Raw genomic sequence first — 15,810 nt, 5'->3', positions numbered from 1 at the left:
CTTGACTATCGGCGCAATCGGCGCCAGCCGCCGTAGAGCAGTACGGCCACCACCAGATTGACGAAATAGGCGATGTCGGCACCGTGCCAGGCCACCGCCACCGGACCCTGCACCAGCGTGGTGTTCATGAACGGCAGCGCTGCGGCGTAGGACAGCACGAACACCACCACCGCGGCCACCGCGTCCGCGGTCTCGGTGCGCTCCAGTGCCGGATTCAGGCTGCGTCGGCCACCGATCCGCAGCGCCCAGTCGATCGTCACGATGGCCACGAACGCCGGGATCCAATAGCCCACCAGCAGCAGCACATCGGTGAACCGGGTGGCGGTGTCATTGGCATGCAGCCACATGATCAACGCGAAGGCCAACCCGGTCACCACCAAGGCCGAGACCGGCCGGCGTACCCGGACCCCGAGGGTTTGCAGCGCCAGCGAACCGCTGTAGTCGTTCATCGCGCTCGAGCCGACCGAGGCCAACACGATCGCCAGCAGCGCCACCACCGACAGCAGCCCGCCGCCCATCACGGTCTGCACGCCGGCGGCGGTGTGGTCGGAGAGCAGATCCGCACCGGCGATCCCGATGCCCTGGACGAAGACGTACGCCGAGACCAGACCCGCGAAGCTGAACCCGAAGACCCGCCGGGGCGGGGCGTCCGCGGGCAGATAGCGGCTGAAGTCGGCTGCATAACTCGCCCATGAGATGGCCAGGCTGAACGCGATCGTCACCTCGAAGACGAACGCCCCGGCCAACTCGGCGCCGCTCAGCGCGGCCGGCACCAGCACCGGGTGCCCGCCGACGAGTTTGACCGCGAGCAGCACGAAGGTGGACAGCAGCACCACGGTCAGCACGGCCTGCACCCGGTGCAACAGTTCGTAGCCGAAGAAACCGACCACGCCCTGGGCGCCCAGCACCAGCAGCACCGCGACCCAGAACGGGATGTCGACGAGCAGCGCGAGCGCCTCGGCGCCGAACAGTCCGACCAGACCGTCCCAGGCGATCGAAGACAGCCATTGCAATGCCGCGGGCAGTTTCACGCCCGCGCCGAACGCCATTCGGGAATTCGGCAACTGGGCGGTGCCGGTCCGCGGACCCCAGGTGCACAGGTAGGCGACCACCGCCGACCCCAGGACGGTACCGATGGTCATGGCCAGCAGGCCCAGCCAGAAGCCCAGTCCGAGGACGATCGCCAGCGTGCCGGCGAACACGCCGGTCATGGTGACCTGCGGGGCGAACCATACGGTGAACATCCGGGCGGGCCGGCCGTAGCGTTGGTCCTCGGGCACCGGAGCGATGCCGTGGGTCTCGACCGACAGGTCCCCGACACTGCGGGGCCGATGACCGGTGAAAGCGTCGGCGGTCAGTGCGGGCGACGCCGCCAAGTCCTCGGGCATGGCGACAATTCGACCATGCCCGGATCACAACGGCAGTCCCCGGAGCGCGCGGCGAATTGTTAGACGACATAATCGTTTGCGTGACGACGGCCCGCCAGCGAACCTCCACCGGTGTGCTGCTGGCGGTGCTGAGCCTGGCCGCGCTGACCGTCGCCTTGCTGCAGACCGCCGTGGTCCCGGTGCTGACCGTGATCGCCGATCAGCTCGAGGTCTCGACCGTCGCGGTCAGCTGGGCGATCACCGCGAACCTGCTCGCCGCGGCCGCGGCCACCCCGCTGATCGGACGGCTGGCCGATCTGTACAACACCAAACACGTGCTGCTGTGGGTGCTGGTCGTGGTGTTGTTCGGGTCGATCCTGGCGGCGACGACGTCGTCGTTGCCGGTGCTGATCGCCGCCCGGGTGCTGCAGGGCGTGTCGTTCGGGCTGTACCCGATCTGTGTGACGATCCTGCGCGAGGAACTGCCGCCGCGGCAGGTGGTGCGCGCCTTGGCGATCCTGTCCGGCACCCTGGGGTTCGGCGGCGGTGTGGGTCTGGTGGTGACCGGACTGTTGATGAGCGACGGCGCCGGCTATCACCGGGTGTTCTGGTTGAGCGCAGGATTCACCGCGCTGGTGATCCTCGCGGTCGGCGCCAGGGTGCCGTCCCGACCCGGCACCGGCACCGGCGGCATCGACTGGCTGGGCGCGCTCGGTTTGGCGGTCGGGTTGACCGCCGTGCTGCTCGCCATCACGCAGGGCGACAGCTGGGGCTGGCTCGGCTGGCCCACGGTGTGCTGCCTGGCCGGCGGCAGCGCTGTGTTGCTGGGTTGGTGGCGCTGGGAACGCGGCCGTCGTCACCCGCTGGTCTCCACGGCCATGCTGAGCCGACGCGCGATGGTGTCGACCAACCTGGCCACCATCTTCGTCGGGATGGGTCTGTACTTCGGATTCCTGGGTTTGACGCTGTTCGTGCAGATCCCGCGGGATGTCGCCGGATACGGCTTCTCGGCCAGTGTGCTGCAGGCCAGTGTGGCGTTCCTGCTGCCCGGTGCGCTGACCGGTTTCATCACCGCGACAGCCAGCGGGGTGTTCATCGACCGGTTCGGTGCCCGCCCAGTGTTGATCACCGGGGCGGTGGCCGGCATGCTCGGGTTCGCCGGGCTGGCCATCTGGCATTCGGCGCCGTGGCAAGTGATCGTCGCCGGGATGGCCACCAACGCCTACATCAGCCTGGCCTACGGGGCGCTGCCGGCGCTGGTGGTCAGCGAAGCACAACCCGGCGAGACCGGGGTGGCCACCGGCATCAACGCGATCGCCCGGACGGTGGGCAGCTCACTGGCCGCCGCGGTGGTCGCGGTGCTGCTGGGCCAGTCGGTGCCGTCGGAGCGGGCGTTCATCGCCATCTTCGTCGCCGGGGCGGCCACCGCAGCGTTGGCCACCCTGCTGATCGCGGTGTCCGGTGGGCGGGTCCGCAAGTCGGTATCGGTTGATGCCGCAGTCGATTCCAGGGCGATGTCACATGAGTGGGGCTGAGCCGGGCTCAAGCCAGGTGCGGGCGCAGGCCCGGGAAATCGGCCGCCGCGAAGTCGATCTGGGCAGCCGGGTTGGCCACCGCGGTCACCATGCCGGAGCCGAACGGGCCGCGCCGGTCGAACAGCGTCGCGGTCCCCACCGCCACACCGTCGGCGGACCAATGCGCATCCTCCTGCACGCCGAGCCAGTCATCGACCGGTAGCCGCGCCAAACCGACGGTCAGGTCACCGTTGATGTAGCCGACACCGCCGGAGCCCAGATTGGTGGTCAGACTGGTGGATTCGGCGATCACCGCGGCAGCCACGAACGGGCTGTTGGCGGTACCGGCCACCACATCGATCGGACGATCCAGGAACCGGGTGCGCTCGGCGTTCTGGTGATCGGCGATCGACTCGGTCCAACCCCGGGATCCGCTGCCGACGAATGGGCCGGTGTAGTCCGCCGCGCCGGGCAATTCGGTATCCGGATAGTCGAATTCGCGCTGCGGTGACCAGAGTTCACCGGTCGGCGGCACGCTGCGGCGGTAGGCCACCAGCGTGGCCCGGGCAACCGCCGAACCATCTTGCAAGACATCACATTCCACGTTGCGAATCCGACGGCCCGCGCGCACCACGGTGGTCGTCACCGTGGTCGGCAGTTCGCGGGCGGCCCGGAACAGGTCCACCGTCAGCCGGGTGGGCGCGAACCCCTCGCCGCAGAGCTGCTGCACGGCGTGAGCGGCCAGACCCACCACGGCGGGGCCGTTGAGGTGATCGAGGCCCCAGTGGCTGCGGGCATAAGGAGTCGGGTGGTACCCGGCGTCGGTGACGGTGAAGAAGGCACGGCGTGGGCTCACGCTGGGCATGCTGCCATGTCCGGTCCGGGACCCGGCGGGCGCACCGCGGAGCTCAGTGGCCGCGATGATGCAACGGGGCGCGTCCCGGCGGCTGCTGCGGAGGCGGCAGCAGCGGCACCCGGGGCCGGATCGGGGCCCGCACCGGCGCGGCGGTGCTCAGCATCAGGTCGCGACCGGCGTGCCGCACCCGCAGCCTGCCGTCGGGCCCGTCGCGCAAGGTGTAGCTGGCCTCCCGGTGGGTCACGTCGACCGTGACCCGGAAGCCGCGCCAACGCAGCCGGAAGACCAGTCGCGTTATGCCACCGGGCAGTTGCGGGTCGAACGCGAGCAGGTCCTGATCGTCGCGCAGTCCCCCGAAGCCGGCCACCACTGCACTCCACGCCCCCGCCAGCGAAGCCATGTGCAAGCCGTCGCGGGTGTTGTCGTGCAGGTCCATCAAATCGATCAGCGCGGCCTCGGCAGCGTAGGCGTGCGCCAACTCGAGATGCCCCACCTCGGCGCACAGCACGGCCTGCGTGCAGGCCGACAGCGACGAGTCGCGGGTGGTGCGCCGCTCGTAGTAGTCGACGTTGCGGGCCTTCTGTTCGGGGCTGAACACATGGCCCTGCCAGTGCATCGCCAACACCAGGTCGGCCTGTTTGATCACCTGGGCCGGATACAGCCGGACATAGGGCTCGTGCAGCAGCAGCGGATACTTGGTGTTTTCGGTGAAGTTCCATTCCCGCAGCCGGGTGAAACCCTCGCACTGCTGGTGCACGCCCAGTTCGTCGTCGTAGGGCAGATACACCGCCGCGGCGGCGTCCCGCCAGGCCGCCGTCTCTTCGTTGCTGACGCCGAGTTCGTCGGCCAACTCCGGGTGCCGCTCGCAGGCCGCGGCCGCGATCCGCAGGTTCTGCGCGGCCATCAGATTGGTGAACAGGTTGTCGTGCACCACCGCGGTGTATTCATCGGGACCGGTGACGCCGTCCAGATGCCAGACGCCGTGTCGGTCGTGGTGCCCCAATGACAGCCACATCCGGGCGGTCTCGACCAGCACCGCTAGACCGCACTCGGCTTCCAGGCTGCCGTCGCCGGTGACGATGCGGTAGCGCTCGAAGGCCAATGCGATGTCGGCGTTGACGTGCCAGCCGGCCGTGCCGGCCGGCCAGTACGCCGAGCATTCCTCGCCGCGGATGGTGCGCCACGGGAAGGTTGCCCCGGCCAGGTCCAGTTCGGCGGCCCGGGCCCGCGCCCGATCCAGCGTCGAAGCCCGCCAGCGCAACGCATTGGCGGCTGCTTCCGGCGCGGTGTAGGTCAGCAACGGCAGCACGAATCCCTCGGTGTCCCAGAAGGCGTGGCCGTCGTAACCGGTGCCGGTCAGACCCTTGGCGGAAATCGCGCGCCGCTCGGCCCGGGCGCTGTTCTGCAACACCTGGAACAGACCGAACCGGACGCCCTGCTGACACATCGGGTCGCCGTACACCTCGACGTCTGCGCTGTCCCAGAACTCGGCCAGATAGTCCCGTTGCAGCTCCACCAGGCCGGCCCAGCCGGTGTAGGCGGCATTGGCCAGCGCGGCAGCCACCTGGTCGTGCAGCGCCGGGCGGGTGCGCAGGCTGGACCAGCCGTAGGCCACGAACTTGACGATCCGCAACTGCTCGCCGGGCTGCAGCTCGCAGATCACGGTGCTGCGGGCCAGATCGGGCACCGCGGAAGTGTGGATCTCGACCCGGCCCGCAGCCTCGACGAGGTGGTCCATCGCGGCGGCCATCATCAGTCCGCTGTTGCGGGTGGTGTGGATCAGCGTCGCCTGTTGCCCGTGCACGTCGTGCTCGACGGCTTGCAGCGGGTGCTGCAGCACCGCAGCCACCCGCGGATCGTCCGACGGCGTGGGCTGGTCCTCGTTGGCGACCAGTTCGGATTGCACCGTGATCCGCACCGGTTGATCCAACGCGGACACCACGTACTCGAAGGCCGCGATGCTGCGGTGTACCAGCGACACCAGCCGGGTGCTGCGCAGTGCGATCTGTTTACCCGCCGGGGAGGACCAGCGGGCCCGGCGGGTCAGCGTCCCGGCACGCATGTCCAATACCCGTTCGTGTTCCAGCAGTTCGCCGTAACGCACGTCGAACGGCTGGTCATCGACCGAGAGCCGAAAGATCTTGCCGTTGGTCACGTCGATGATCGACTGTCCCTCTTCCGGGTAGCCGAAGCCGGCTTCGGCGTACGGCAGTGGGCGCAACTCGAAGAAGGAGTTCAGGTAGGTGCCCGGCAATCCGTGCGGGTCGCCCTCGTCGAGATTGCCGCGCAGGCCGATGTGGCCGTTGGACAAGGCGAACAGCGATTCCGACTCTGCCAGCACGTCGAGGTTCAGTCGGGTCTCGCGAACCACCCACTCCTCGACCGGGTAGTCGGCCTCGGTCAGCATCCGTCCTCCAGCAACTCGCTCAGATCGTTCACCACCAGATCAGCACCGTTGCGCAACAACGACTCTGGATCACCAACCCGATCCACGCCGATCACGCACCCGAATCCCCCGGCCCGGCCGGCAGCCACACCGGCCAGCGCGTCCTCGAACACCGCGGCCTGCGCCGGCGGCACCGCCAGCATCGCGGCAGCACGCAGGAACGCATCCGGCGCCGGTTTGCCGGGCATGCCTTCGGTACGCAGCGTGACGCCGTCGACCCGGGCGCTGATGTAGCGGTCCAAGCCGGTCAGCGCCAACACCTGCGCGGTGTTGGCGCTTGACGACACCACTGCTGCCGCCAGCCCGGCCTGGGTCACCGCTTCCAGGTAGCGCCGCGAGCCCTCGAAGACGTCGACGCCCTGGCTGGCCAGCGCCTGCTGGAACAGTTCGTTCTTGCGGTTGGCCAAGCCGTGCACGGTCGCCGTCCGGGGGCTATCGTCCGGGTTGCCCTCGGGCAGCTGGATCTGGCGGCTGGCCAGGAAACTGCGGGTGCCGTCGGCGCGCGGCTTGCCGTCGACGTAGCGCCGGTAATCCAGGTCGACATCGAACGGCTGCCAGGCCAGCCCGCCGGCCCGGGCGGCCAGCAGTTCGTCGAACATCGCCTGCCACGCCAGCCTATGCACGCTGGCGGTGTCGGTGAGGACACCGTCCAAATCGAACAGGCAGGCGCGGGTGGTGTCGGGCAGACCCAGCACGGTCATCTCGTCTCCCACGATCGGGTTCCTGCGCGACCCTACTTGGTTTGCTTGCCGAAACGGCTCAGGCGGCCCGCAAGCCACCAGATCTGCAACCGGATTCGGTTGCACGGCACACCGGTGATGAGTGATCGTTGAGCCACGGCATCCCGCGCAGTTGCGCAGACTCGGAGCCGACGCAGTCGAGGAGGGGCGGCCCTGACCAGATCCGGCACCGGCCTGGATACGGCGCCCGCCGAGGGCCGGGCCGCCGAACCAGTGCCGCCGATCATCGAGATCGAACACGTGAGCAAACGTTTCGGTGACTTCGTGGCAGTCGACGACGTCGACCTCACGGTGGGTGCCGCGGAATTCTTCTCGATCCTGGGTCCGTCCGGGTGCGGTAAGACCACCACCTTGCGACTGATCGCCGGGTTCGAGACGCCCAGTTCCGGTGCGATCCGGCTCGACGGCGCCGACGTCTCGCGCACACCACCGCACAAACGCAACGTCAACACCGTGTTCCAGCATTACGCGTTGTTCCCGCACATGAGTGTCCGGGACAACGTCGGGTACGGGCCGCGGAGCCGTCGGCTGGACCGCAAGCTGGGCAAGGGTGAGATCGCGCGCCGGGTCGACGAGATGCTCGAGGTGGTCCGGCTCACCGAGCTGGCCGAGCGTCGGCCGGCCCAACTGTCCGGTGGGCAGCAACAGCGGGTGGCGTTGGCCCGCGCGCTGGTGAACCAACCGTCCGCGCTGCTGCTCGACGAACCGCTGGGCGCCCTGGACCTCAAGCTGCGGCAGGTCATGCAAACCGAACTCAAACGCATCCAACGGGATTTGGGTATCACGTTCGTCTACGTCACCCACGATCAGGACGAGGCGTTGCAGATGAGCGACCGGATAGCGGTGCTCAACGCCGGCCGGGTCGAGCAGGTCGGCACACCCGCCGGGATCTACGACCGACCGGCCACCGTGTTCGTCGCCGGCTTCATCGGCCAGGCCAACCTGTGGCCCGGGCAGCACACCGGCCGGGCCAACCGCGACCTGATCCAGGTCGATGCCCTGGGCAGCACACTGGCCGCCACCCCCGGGCCCACCTTCGTGCCGACCGGCCCGGTCACGGTGATGGTGCGCCCGGAACGGATCCGGATCTCCACCGCGCCGGTGCCCGAACCGGCCACCACGGTCGGCGCCACGGTGACCGACCTGACCTTCCACGGGCCGGTGCTGCGGCTGAGGTTGGCGGGTCCCGGCCAGTCCCAGATCGTCGCTCAGGTCGGCCCCGAGCAGGAGTTGCCGCTGCTGCGACCGGGTGATCGGGTGTATGCCAGTTGGCGCCCGGAGAGCGCGCTGGTGCTGCCGTCCGAGCCCGCCCCGGTCGGCGACCCAACCTCGACGACTCCCGGTGAGCACCCGCGCGACGTCCTAAGTTGATGTGCAAGCGCAGTACTCGCACAGGCAGCCAGCGGAAGGGTGGACCATGACCGGCCGGTATCACGGCGATGCAGACCAGCGATTCGTGCCCGCGACGACCGGTTCGCGGCGCCGTTTCCTGCAGCGCAGCAGCGCGGCGGCGGCCGCGCTGCTGCTCGGGCCGTCGTTCTTGGCCGCATGTGGTTCCGAGAGTGCACCGGCGCTGAGCACCAGCGCGCTGCCCGACGACGGTTCCCCGGCCACCGGCACGGTGCGGATCTCGAACTGGCCGGCCTACCTGGTCGACGGGTTCCTCGACTCGTTCCAGAAGGCCAGCGGACTGACCGTGGACTACCGCGAGGACTTCAACGACAACGAGCAGTGGTTCGCCAAATACAAGGAACTGCTTGCCCGTAAGCAGGACATCGGCGCCGACCTGGTGGTGCCGACCGAGTTCATGGCTGCCCGGCTCAAGAGTCTGGGCTGGCTCAACGAGATTCGTGAGCAGCGGGTGCCCAACCTGGCCAACCTGCGCACCGACCTGCTGGAATCCCCGGTGGATCCGGGTCGGCGGTTCATCGCGCCGTGGATGTCGGGCATGGTGGGCCTGGGCTACAACAAGCGGCTGGCCGGGCGACCCATCACCAAGGTCGAGGACCTGTGGGATCCGGCGTTCAAGGGCCGGGTCAGCATCATGTCCGACATGCAGGACGCCGTCGGGATGATCCTGCTGGCGCAAGGGAACTCGCTGGCCGACCCGACCCAGGACACAGTCGACGCGGCCGTAGACGAATTGGCCCGGCACAAGGACAGTGGGCAGATCCGCCGCTTCTCCGGCAACGACTACCTCGACGATCTGGACCGCGGGAATCTGGTCATCGCGCAGGCCTACTCGGGTGACATCGCCCAGTTGCAGGCCGGCAACCCGGACCTGGACTTCGTGGTGCCCGAGTCGGGGGGAACCTGGTTCATCGACACCATGGTGATCCCCTACACCACCGAGAACCAGAAGGGCGCCGAAGCCTGGATCGACTTCGTCTACGACCGCGCCAACTACGCCAAGCTGATCGCCGCCACCAAGTTCGTGCCGGTGCTCGCTGACATGGGTGACGAGCTGACCAAGATCGATCCGGCGTTGGCCGGCAGTCCGTTGGTCAACCCGCCGGCGCAGACCATGGACCGGATGCATTCCTGGCCGGCCCTGACCGACCAGCAGACCCAGGCCTTCAATGCCGCCTACGCCGCGGTCACCGGGGGCTGAGGTGCCGGCGCGGCGCCGGACGTCCGACGTGCGCACCGGCGGCCGGCGCAGCTTCCGGCTCACGGTTGCGCTGATGATCGGACCGGCGCTGCTGTACCTGGCGGTGTTCTTCGTGGTGCCGTTCTGGTCGCTGTTGCGCACCTCGTTGTCGACCGCGAGCGGTTCGGTGTTCCTGCCGACGCTGACGTTCTCCTGGAATTTCGGCAACTATGCCGACGCCTTCTCGACCTACTCCGATCAGATCCTGCGCTCGCTGGGTTACGCGGCGTGCACCGCGGTGGTGTGCCTGCTGATCGGCTTTCCACTGGCGTACGTCATCGCATTCAAGTCCGGCCGGTACCAGAACTTGCTGCTCGGTCTGGTGGTGCTGCCGTTCTTCGTCACCTTTCTGGTCCGCACGCTGGCCTGGAAGACCATCCTGGCCGACGACGGTGTGGTGGTCGACGTGCTGGGCAGCGTCGGGTTGCTGCCGGCCGAGGGACGGCTGCTGTCCACCGGCTGGGCCGTGGTCGGTGGCCTGGTCTACAACTCGATGACTTTCATGATCCTGCCGCTCTACGTCAGCCTGGCCAAGATCGATCCCCGCGTGCTGGAGGCGGCCCGCGATCTGTACTCATCGGGTGCCCGGGTGTTCGCCAAGGTGGTGCTGCCGTTGTCGTTGCCCGGCGTCATCGCCGGCAGCCTGCTGGTCTTCATCCCCGCGGTCGGAGACTTCATCAACGCCGACTATCTGGGTGGCGCGCAGAACACCATGATCGGCACCGTGATCCAGAAGCAGTTCCTGGTGGTCAAGGACTACCCGGCGGCTGCTGCGCTGAGCTTCGTGTTGATGGCGCTGATCCTGGCCGGGGTGCTGGGCTACACCCGGGCGTTGGGCACCGAGGATCTGGCATGAGCACGCTGCTGACCAAGGCGCAGCTCGGTGCCGGCCGGCGGGTCGGCCGGGTCGGTGGTAGCAGCCGGTTGGGCGATTGGCTGCTGCGGATCATCGCCGCGCTGGTGCTGCTGTACCTGTTCTTGCCGATCTTCGTGATCGTGGCGTTCTCGTTCAACGAGCCGAAGGGGCGGTTCAACTACACCTGGCACGGCTTCACGTTGCAGAACTGGGCCGACCCGTTCAAGTATCCGGGCTTGACCAAGGCCCTGCAGGTCAGTCTGCTGGTTGCCGGGATCTCCACCGCGATCGCGGTGGTGCTCGGCACACTTGTGGCAATTGCCTTGGTGCGCTACCGCTTTCATGGGAACCGGGCGCTGGAGACGTTCTTGGTACTGCCCTTGACCGCACCCGAGGTGGTGATGGGGGCAGCCCTGTTGATGTTGTTCACCGATCTGGGCTGGGCCGGTGGAGTCGGCACGATCGTGTTGGCGCACGTGACGTTTCAGGTCAGCTTCATCGCGATGACGGTGCGCGCCCGGGTGCGCGGCGTGGACTGGACGCTCGAGGACGCGGCACTGGATCTGGGCGCCGGTCCCCTCCGCACGTTTCGGACCGTGACGCTGCCGATGGTGCTGCCGGGTATCGTGGCGGCCGCGCTGCTGTCGTTCGCGCTGTCACTGGACGACTTCGTGATCACCTACTTCGTCAGTGGCACCACGGTCAGTTATCCGCTGTACGTCAACGCGGCCGCCAAATCTGCTGTGCCGCCGCAGATTCACGTACTGGCCACCGCGATCCTGGTGATCAGCCTGCTGTTGCTGACTGCCGGCACATTGTTTCGGCGCAACCACCCCGACGGCTGAATGGGATTGCGCTCAGCCGGCGAAGTAACGCAACCGGCGCACCGCGGTGCCCGCACCGAACTCGGCGATCAGGGCCGCGCGGTGCGCACCGCGCGCCGAGATCGCCACCGAGTTCCCGGCCCGGATCTCCTTGGCCCAGCGGGTGCCGTGCAGCCGGGCCATGAGTTCGTCGGCGTCGACGTCGAGCTGGGCGCCCGGCGCCAGCGCGCGGCGCACCCCGAGCTCGTCGCCGTCGGACAGGGCGCGGGTCAACGCATGTACGGCGGCCCGCTGGTGTCGGCCCACGCGGCGCCAGCCGGACAAGAACCCGGCCGTACCGCCGATCCCTTGATTGGCCAGCAGGCTGCCGAACAGTTTGGCGCCCACCGGGACGGCTGCGCTGCCTGCGGCGGCGAACTGGCGCACCATCGCCGGTAGTTCCCAATACGCGTGCAGCCCGGCGATTCCCGGTCCGCCGTCGCGCTCGACGATCACGTACCGGATGTAGGTCGGGATCTGCATCGTGACCGTCGGCGACATGGCCACCTCGAGGGTGACGTCGCGCAATACCGAGTCGGTGCACACCAGGTCGGCGTCGACGTGGAAGGTGATCCGGCGCGGCGCGATGAAGGTGTCGTAGAACGCCGCGATCTGCTCGGCGCCCGCGTGCGGCGCCGAACCGACCGGGTCTTCGACCCGACCGTCGGCGCTGAACAGGGCCAGCCAGCCGGCTCGGTCATGGACCGCCACGCATTCGGCGGATCGGGCTGCGGTGGCCAGCAGTCGCGCTGTTTCGATCTGCACCATCAGGCGGGTTCCCCGGTGGCCTCGACGACGTCGACGCCGGCGGCGCGCAACGCCGCCACCGCGGTAGCGGTCGAGTCCGGCGCCACCCCGGCCGTCAGCGGCAGCAACACCCGCGTGTCGAACCCGGCTCGGACCGCGTCCTCGGCGGTGGCCCGCACGCAGTAGTCGGTGGCGATACCGACCACGTCGACCTGGTCGACGTGGTGTCGGCGCAGCCAGTCGAGCAGCGCGGCGTCGCGGTGGTCGCGGCCCTCGAAGCCGCTGTAGGCCGCGCTGTCGGCGCCCTTGTCGAACACCGCCTCGACCGCGGCGGTGTCCAGGTCGGGATGGAACTGCGCGCCGCGGGAACCGGCCACGCAGTGCGGCGGCCAGGAGTCGCGGTAGTCCGGGTCCGCGGCGAAGTGCGGGCCCGGATCGACATGCCAGTCCCGGGTGGCCACCACGTGGTCATAGCCGTGCGGTCCGGCCAGCAGCGTGCTGATCGCGCGGGCGGTGTCGGCTCCGCCGGCGACCGCCAGCGAACCACCTTCGCAGAAATCGTTTTGCACGTCGACGACGATCAGCGCACGCACACGCCCACCGTAGCGCGACGGCCGGCACCGGGCAGCCCTGCACAGACGACGCGTTGCATCAGTTAGCGCGGCGAATTAAGGTCTGGACACATGTCCAGACAATTCCCTGAGGTGTCCTGAGTATGCGGATCGCGCTGTTGTCGTACCGCAGCAAGACACATTGCGGAGGTCAGGGCGTCTATGTGCGGCATCTCAGCCGCGGCTTGGTAGAGCTCGGCCACCAGGTCGAACTGTTCTCCGGCCCGCCCTATCCGGACGGTTTGGACCCGCGGGTGGTGCTCCGCAAAGTGCCCAGCCTGGACCTCTACCGCGAACCCGATCCGTTCCGGGTGCCCCGGCCCAGCGAGATCCGGGACCGGATCGACCTGCTGGAGTTGGCCACCATGTGGACGGCCGGCTTCCCCGAGCCGCGCACCTTCGGATTGCGGGCGGCACGCTTGCTCACCGAGCTGCAACGCGATCCCGCGACCCGTTTCGACATCGTGCACGACAACCAGAGCCTGGGTACCGGGCTGCTGAAGATCGCCGCGCTCGGGCTGCCGGTGGTGGCCACCGTGCATCATCCGATCACCCGGGACCGGGTGCTCGACCTGGAGGCCGCACGCTGGTGGCGCAAACCGCTGGTGCGGCGTTGGTACGGATTCGCCGAGATGCAAAAGCGGGTGGCACGCAACATCCCGGATCTGCTCACGGTGTCCTCGACCTCGGCCGCCGACATCGCCCAGGACTTCCAGGTCAGTCCGAGCCAGCTGCATGTGGTTCCGCTCGGGGTGGACACCGAGGTGTTCGCACCCAGTCTGGAGCCGCGGGTGCCGGGCCGGATCATCGCGATCGCCAGCGCCGACGTGCCGCTCAAGGGGGTGTCGAACCTGCTGGCCGCGGTCGCCAAGCTGCGCACCGAACGTGATGTGGAACTGCAGCTGGTGGCACGGCTGGAGAGCAACGGCCCCACCCAGAAGCTGATCGCCGAGCTGGGCATCTCCGATATCGTGCACATCTCCAGCGGCCTTTCCGACGACGAACTCGCCGGGCTGCTGCGGTCGGCCGAGATCGCCTGCATCCCTTCGCTCTACGAGGGCTTCTCGCTGCCCGCGGTGGAGTCGATGGCCAGTGGGACCCCGATCGTTGCCAGCCGGGCCGGGGCGCTGCCCGAGGTGCTCGGTACCGAAGGAACCTGCGCCGAACTGGTGACCCCGGGCGATGTCGAGGAACTGACCGCCACCCTGGGCGCCCTGCTGGACTCCCCGGAGCGCCGTTATGCGATCGGGGTGGCCGGCCGACAGCGCGCACTGGACGTCTACAGCTGGGAATCGGTTGCCGCGCAGACGGTCGCGGTCTACCAGCGCGCGATCGACAGGAGCCGGTGATGCTCACGGTGGACTTCGACCGACTCGGCGTCGGGCCCGGAACCAAGGTGATCGATGTCGGCGCCGGGGCGGGCCGACACAGCTTCGAGGCCTACCGGCGCGGCGCAGATGTCATCGCGTTCGACCAGAACGCCGCCGAACTCGCCGAGGTGGCCACCATGTTCGAGGCGATGGCCCGAGCCGGCGAGGTGCCGGCGGGCGCCCGGGCGGATGCCGTGGTGGGCAACGCGTTGCAACTGCCCTACCCGGACGACAGCTTCGACGTGGTGATCGCCTCGGAGATCCTCGAACACGTCCCAGAGGATGACGCGGCCATCGCCGAACTGATCCGGGTGCTCAAACCCGGTGGCGCTCTTGCGATCACCGTTCCACGCTGGCTGCCGGAGCGGATCTGCTGGCTGCTATCCGACGAATACCATGCCAACGAAGGCGGCCACATCCGGATCTATCAGGCCAGCGCGCTGCGGTCGAAGGTGCGCGCGCACGGACTGCGCTACACCCACGGACACCACGCCCACGGATTGCATTCACCGTACTGGTGGATCAAGTGCGCAGTGGGCGTAGCGCACACCGACCACCCGGCGGTCCGCGGCTATCATCGACTTCTGGTGTGGGACATGATGTCCCGGCCGCGCTTGACCCGATTCGCCGAGTCCGCACTGAATCCGCTGATCGGCAAGAGTGTGGCGCTGTACTTCCGCAAGGACGCCCAAGAGCCCGATCCGCAGGCGGTCGACGTTGCCTGACCTGCCCGAGGTGTCCGGCGTACTTTCTGCTGCGCAATGCCTGCAGACCGCCGAGTCGATCGCCGCGACGCAGGAGTCTTCCGGAGCCATTCCCTGGTCACCCACCGGGCACACCGACCCCTGGGACCACGTGGAATGTGCCATGGCGCTGACCGCCGCGGGTCTGTTCGAGCCGGCCCGGGCGGCCTACGAGTGGTCCCGTCGCACACAACGGGCCGACGGAAGCTGGCCGATCCAGTTGCGGGCCGGGGTCATCGAGGACGCCAACTCCGACAGCAACTTCTGCGCCTATCTGGCCACCGGGGTGTGGCATCACGTGCTGATCACCGCGGACCAGCAGTTTGCCCGGCGGATGTGGCCCACGGTGCGCGCCGCCATCGACTTCGTACTCGGCCTGCAGCGCCCAGGTGGTGAGATCTGCTGGGCCAGTTCACCTTCCGGGCCCGTTCCGGAAGCCTTGCTGACCGGCTCGGCGAGCATCTACCAGAGCATCCGGTGCGCACTGGCGCTGGCCGCCCTGCTCGGTGAGGAGCAGCCGGAGTGGGAGCTGGCCCTCGGTGGACTAGAACATGCGCTGACCGCGCATCCCGAGGCGTTCACCGAGAAACCGCACCATTCGATGGACTGGTACTACCCGATCCTGGGCGGCGCGTTGCGCGGTGCGGCAGCCGAGGAAAGGATTGCCCAACGCTGGTCGGACTTCGTGGTCGAGGGTCTGGGCATCAGGTGCGTCGATGACCGCCCATGGGTGACCGGGGCCGAAACCTGCGAGTTGGTGTTGTCCCTCGATGCGCTCGGCGATCGCGACCGGGCAGTCGAGCAGTTCGCCAACATGCAGCACCTACGCGAGCGGGACGGCTCGTATTGGACCGGGTTGGTGTTCGCCGACGGCAAGCGCTGGCCGGTGGAACGCACCACCTGGACCGGCGCCGCGGTGATCCTGGCCGCGGATGCACTGTCGGGCGCCACCGCCGGTGCCGGCATCTTCCGCGGCGAACAGTTGCCGCGCGGGCTGGCCGGCGAGTTCGATTGTCAGTGCGTGGCGACCGAGCGCTGAACCGGCCG

The 15,810-nt window shown here is 68.5% G+C and carries 14 protein-coding genes; 8 read left to right on the top strand and 6 right to left on the bottom strand.

Features of this window, described 5'->3' with window-relative positions:
* Window positions 1-5: 5 nt before the first annotated feature.
* Window positions 6-1,388, bottom strand: coding sequence for a purine-cytosine permease family protein (locus tag AC5Y3P_RS03575; RefSeq protein WP_500044512.1), 1,383 nt, complete (start codon window positions 1,386-1,388; stop codon window positions 6-8).
* An 80-nt stretch (window positions 1,389-1,468) separates the two neighbouring features.
* Between AC5Y3P_RS03575 and AC5Y3P_RS03570 the strand changes: the two genes are divergently transcribed.
* Entirely contained in the window at window positions 1,469-2,902 is a 1,434-nt protein-coding gene (locus tag AC5Y3P_RS03570; RefSeq protein ID WP_500044511.1) for an MFS transporter, read from the top strand.
* Between the two features lie 7 nt (window positions 2,903-2,909).
* Here AC5Y3P_RS03570 and AC5Y3P_RS03565 read toward each other — a convergent pair whose 3' ends face one another.
* The 3 genes from AC5Y3P_RS03565 to AC5Y3P_RS03555 are packed head-to-tail and all read right to left on the bottom strand — an operon-like array spanning window position 2,910 to window position 6,884.
* Window positions 2,910-3,746 carry an acyl-CoA thioesterase domain-containing protein gene (locus tag AC5Y3P_RS03565; RefSeq protein WP_500044510.1) on the bottom strand — a complete coding sequence of 279 codons (837 nt, stop codon included), beginning with the start codon at window positions 3,744-3,746 and terminating at the stop codon, window positions 2,910-2,912.
* 43 nt (window positions 3,747-3,789) lie between these two features.
* The gene (locus tag AC5Y3P_RS03560) at window positions 3,790-6,144 is read right to left on the bottom strand and encodes a glycoside hydrolase family 65 protein (protein ID WP_500044509.1); all 2,355 of its coding nucleotides are present in this window, start codon (window positions 6,142-6,144) and stop codon (window positions 3,790-3,792) included.
* Window positions 6,138-6,884: a beta-phosphoglucomutase family hydrolase gene (locus AC5Y3P_RS03555; protein ID WP_500044569.1), complete on the bottom strand. Its 747-nt coding sequence runs from the start codon at window positions 6,882-6,884 to the stop codon at window positions 6,138-6,140. Before AC5Y3P_RS03555 ends, AC5Y3P_RS03560 begins: the two co-directional genes overlap by 7 nt.
* A 261-nt stretch (window positions 6,885-7,145) precedes the next feature.
* Between AC5Y3P_RS03555 and AC5Y3P_RS03550 the strand changes: the two genes are divergently transcribed.
* The 4 genes from AC5Y3P_RS03550 (at window position 7,146) to AC5Y3P_RS03535 (ending at window position 11,274) form a co-directional block, all read left to right on the top strand.
* Window positions 7,146-8,294 carry an ABC transporter ATP-binding protein gene (locus tag AC5Y3P_RS03550; RefSeq protein ID WP_500044568.1) on the top strand — a complete coding sequence of 383 codons (1,149 nt, stop codon included), beginning with the start codon at window positions 7,146-7,148 and terminating at the stop codon, window positions 8,292-8,294.
* Window positions 8,295-8,340: 46 nt separating this feature from the next.
* Entirely contained in the window at window positions 8,341-9,534 is a 1,194-nt protein-coding gene (locus tag AC5Y3P_RS03545) for an ABC transporter substrate-binding protein (RefSeq protein ID WP_500044508.1), read from the top strand.
* 73 nt (window positions 9,535-9,607) lie between these two features.
* Window positions 9,608-10,429 (top strand): ABC transporter permease, encoded by an 822-nt coding sequence (locus AC5Y3P_RS03540; RefSeq protein WP_500044567.1) that lies wholly within the window; start codon window positions 9,608-9,610, stop codon window positions 10,427-10,429.
* Window positions 10,426-11,274 carry an ABC transporter permease gene (locus AC5Y3P_RS03535; protein WP_500044507.1) on the top strand — a complete coding sequence of 283 codons (849 nt, stop codon included), beginning with the start codon at window positions 10,426-10,428 and terminating at the stop codon, window positions 11,272-11,274. The genes AC5Y3P_RS03540 and AC5Y3P_RS03535 overlap by 4 nt, the downstream gene beginning before the upstream one ends.
* A 12-nt stretch (window positions 11,275-11,286) precedes the next feature.
* Here the strand turns inward: AC5Y3P_RS03535 and AC5Y3P_RS03530 are convergent, their stop codons facing one another.
* Together AC5Y3P_RS03530 and AC5Y3P_RS03525 are read right to left on the bottom strand one after the other, a co-directional pair.
* Window positions 11,287-12,060 carry a nuclear transport factor 2 family protein gene (locus AC5Y3P_RS03530; RefSeq protein WP_500044506.1) on the bottom strand — a complete coding sequence of 258 codons (774 nt, stop codon included), beginning with the start codon at window positions 12,058-12,060 and terminating at the stop codon, window positions 11,287-11,289.
* Window positions 12,060-12,632 (bottom strand): isochorismatase family protein, encoded by a 573-nt coding sequence (locus AC5Y3P_RS03525; RefSeq protein ID WP_500044505.1) that lies wholly within the window; start codon window positions 12,630-12,632, stop codon window positions 12,060-12,062. The genes AC5Y3P_RS03530 and AC5Y3P_RS03525 overlap by 1 nt, the downstream gene beginning before the upstream one ends.
* 122 nt (window positions 12,633-12,754) lie before the next feature.
* Here AC5Y3P_RS03525 and manT point away from each other — a divergent pair, with 122 nt between their 5' ends.
* Genes manT through mmpH form a run of 3 tightly spaced genes read left to right on the top strand, consistent with a single transcriptional unit; the run spans window position 12,755 to window position 15,802 of the window.
* A complete protein-coding gene (gene manT / locus AC5Y3P_RS03520) occupies window positions 12,755-13,999 on the top strand; it encodes an MMP alpha-(1->4)-mannosyltransferase (RefSeq protein WP_500044504.1) in 1,245 nt (414 codons plus the stop codon).
* Complete coding sequence (locus tag AC5Y3P_RS03515) at window positions 13,999-14,745, top strand: class I SAM-dependent methyltransferase (protein WP_500044503.1); 747 nt, start codon at window positions 13,999-14,001, stop codon at window positions 14,743-14,745. Before manT ends, AC5Y3P_RS03515 begins: the two co-directional genes overlap by 1 nt.
* Window positions 14,738-15,802, top strand: coding sequence for an MMP endo-(1,4)-3-O-methyl-alpha-D-mannosidase (gene mmpH, locus AC5Y3P_RS03510; RefSeq protein ID WP_500044502.1), 1,065 nt, complete (start codon window positions 14,738-14,740; stop codon window positions 15,800-15,802). The genes AC5Y3P_RS03515 and mmpH overlap by 8 nt, the downstream gene beginning before the upstream one ends.
* Window positions 15,803-15,810 lie beyond the last annotated feature (8 nt).

The organism is Mycobacterium sp. NGS45, from assembly GCF_059812645.1.
The sequence above is the reverse complement of the archived record's forward strand: the minus strand, read 5'-3'. Positions and strand labels throughout refer to the sequence as shown.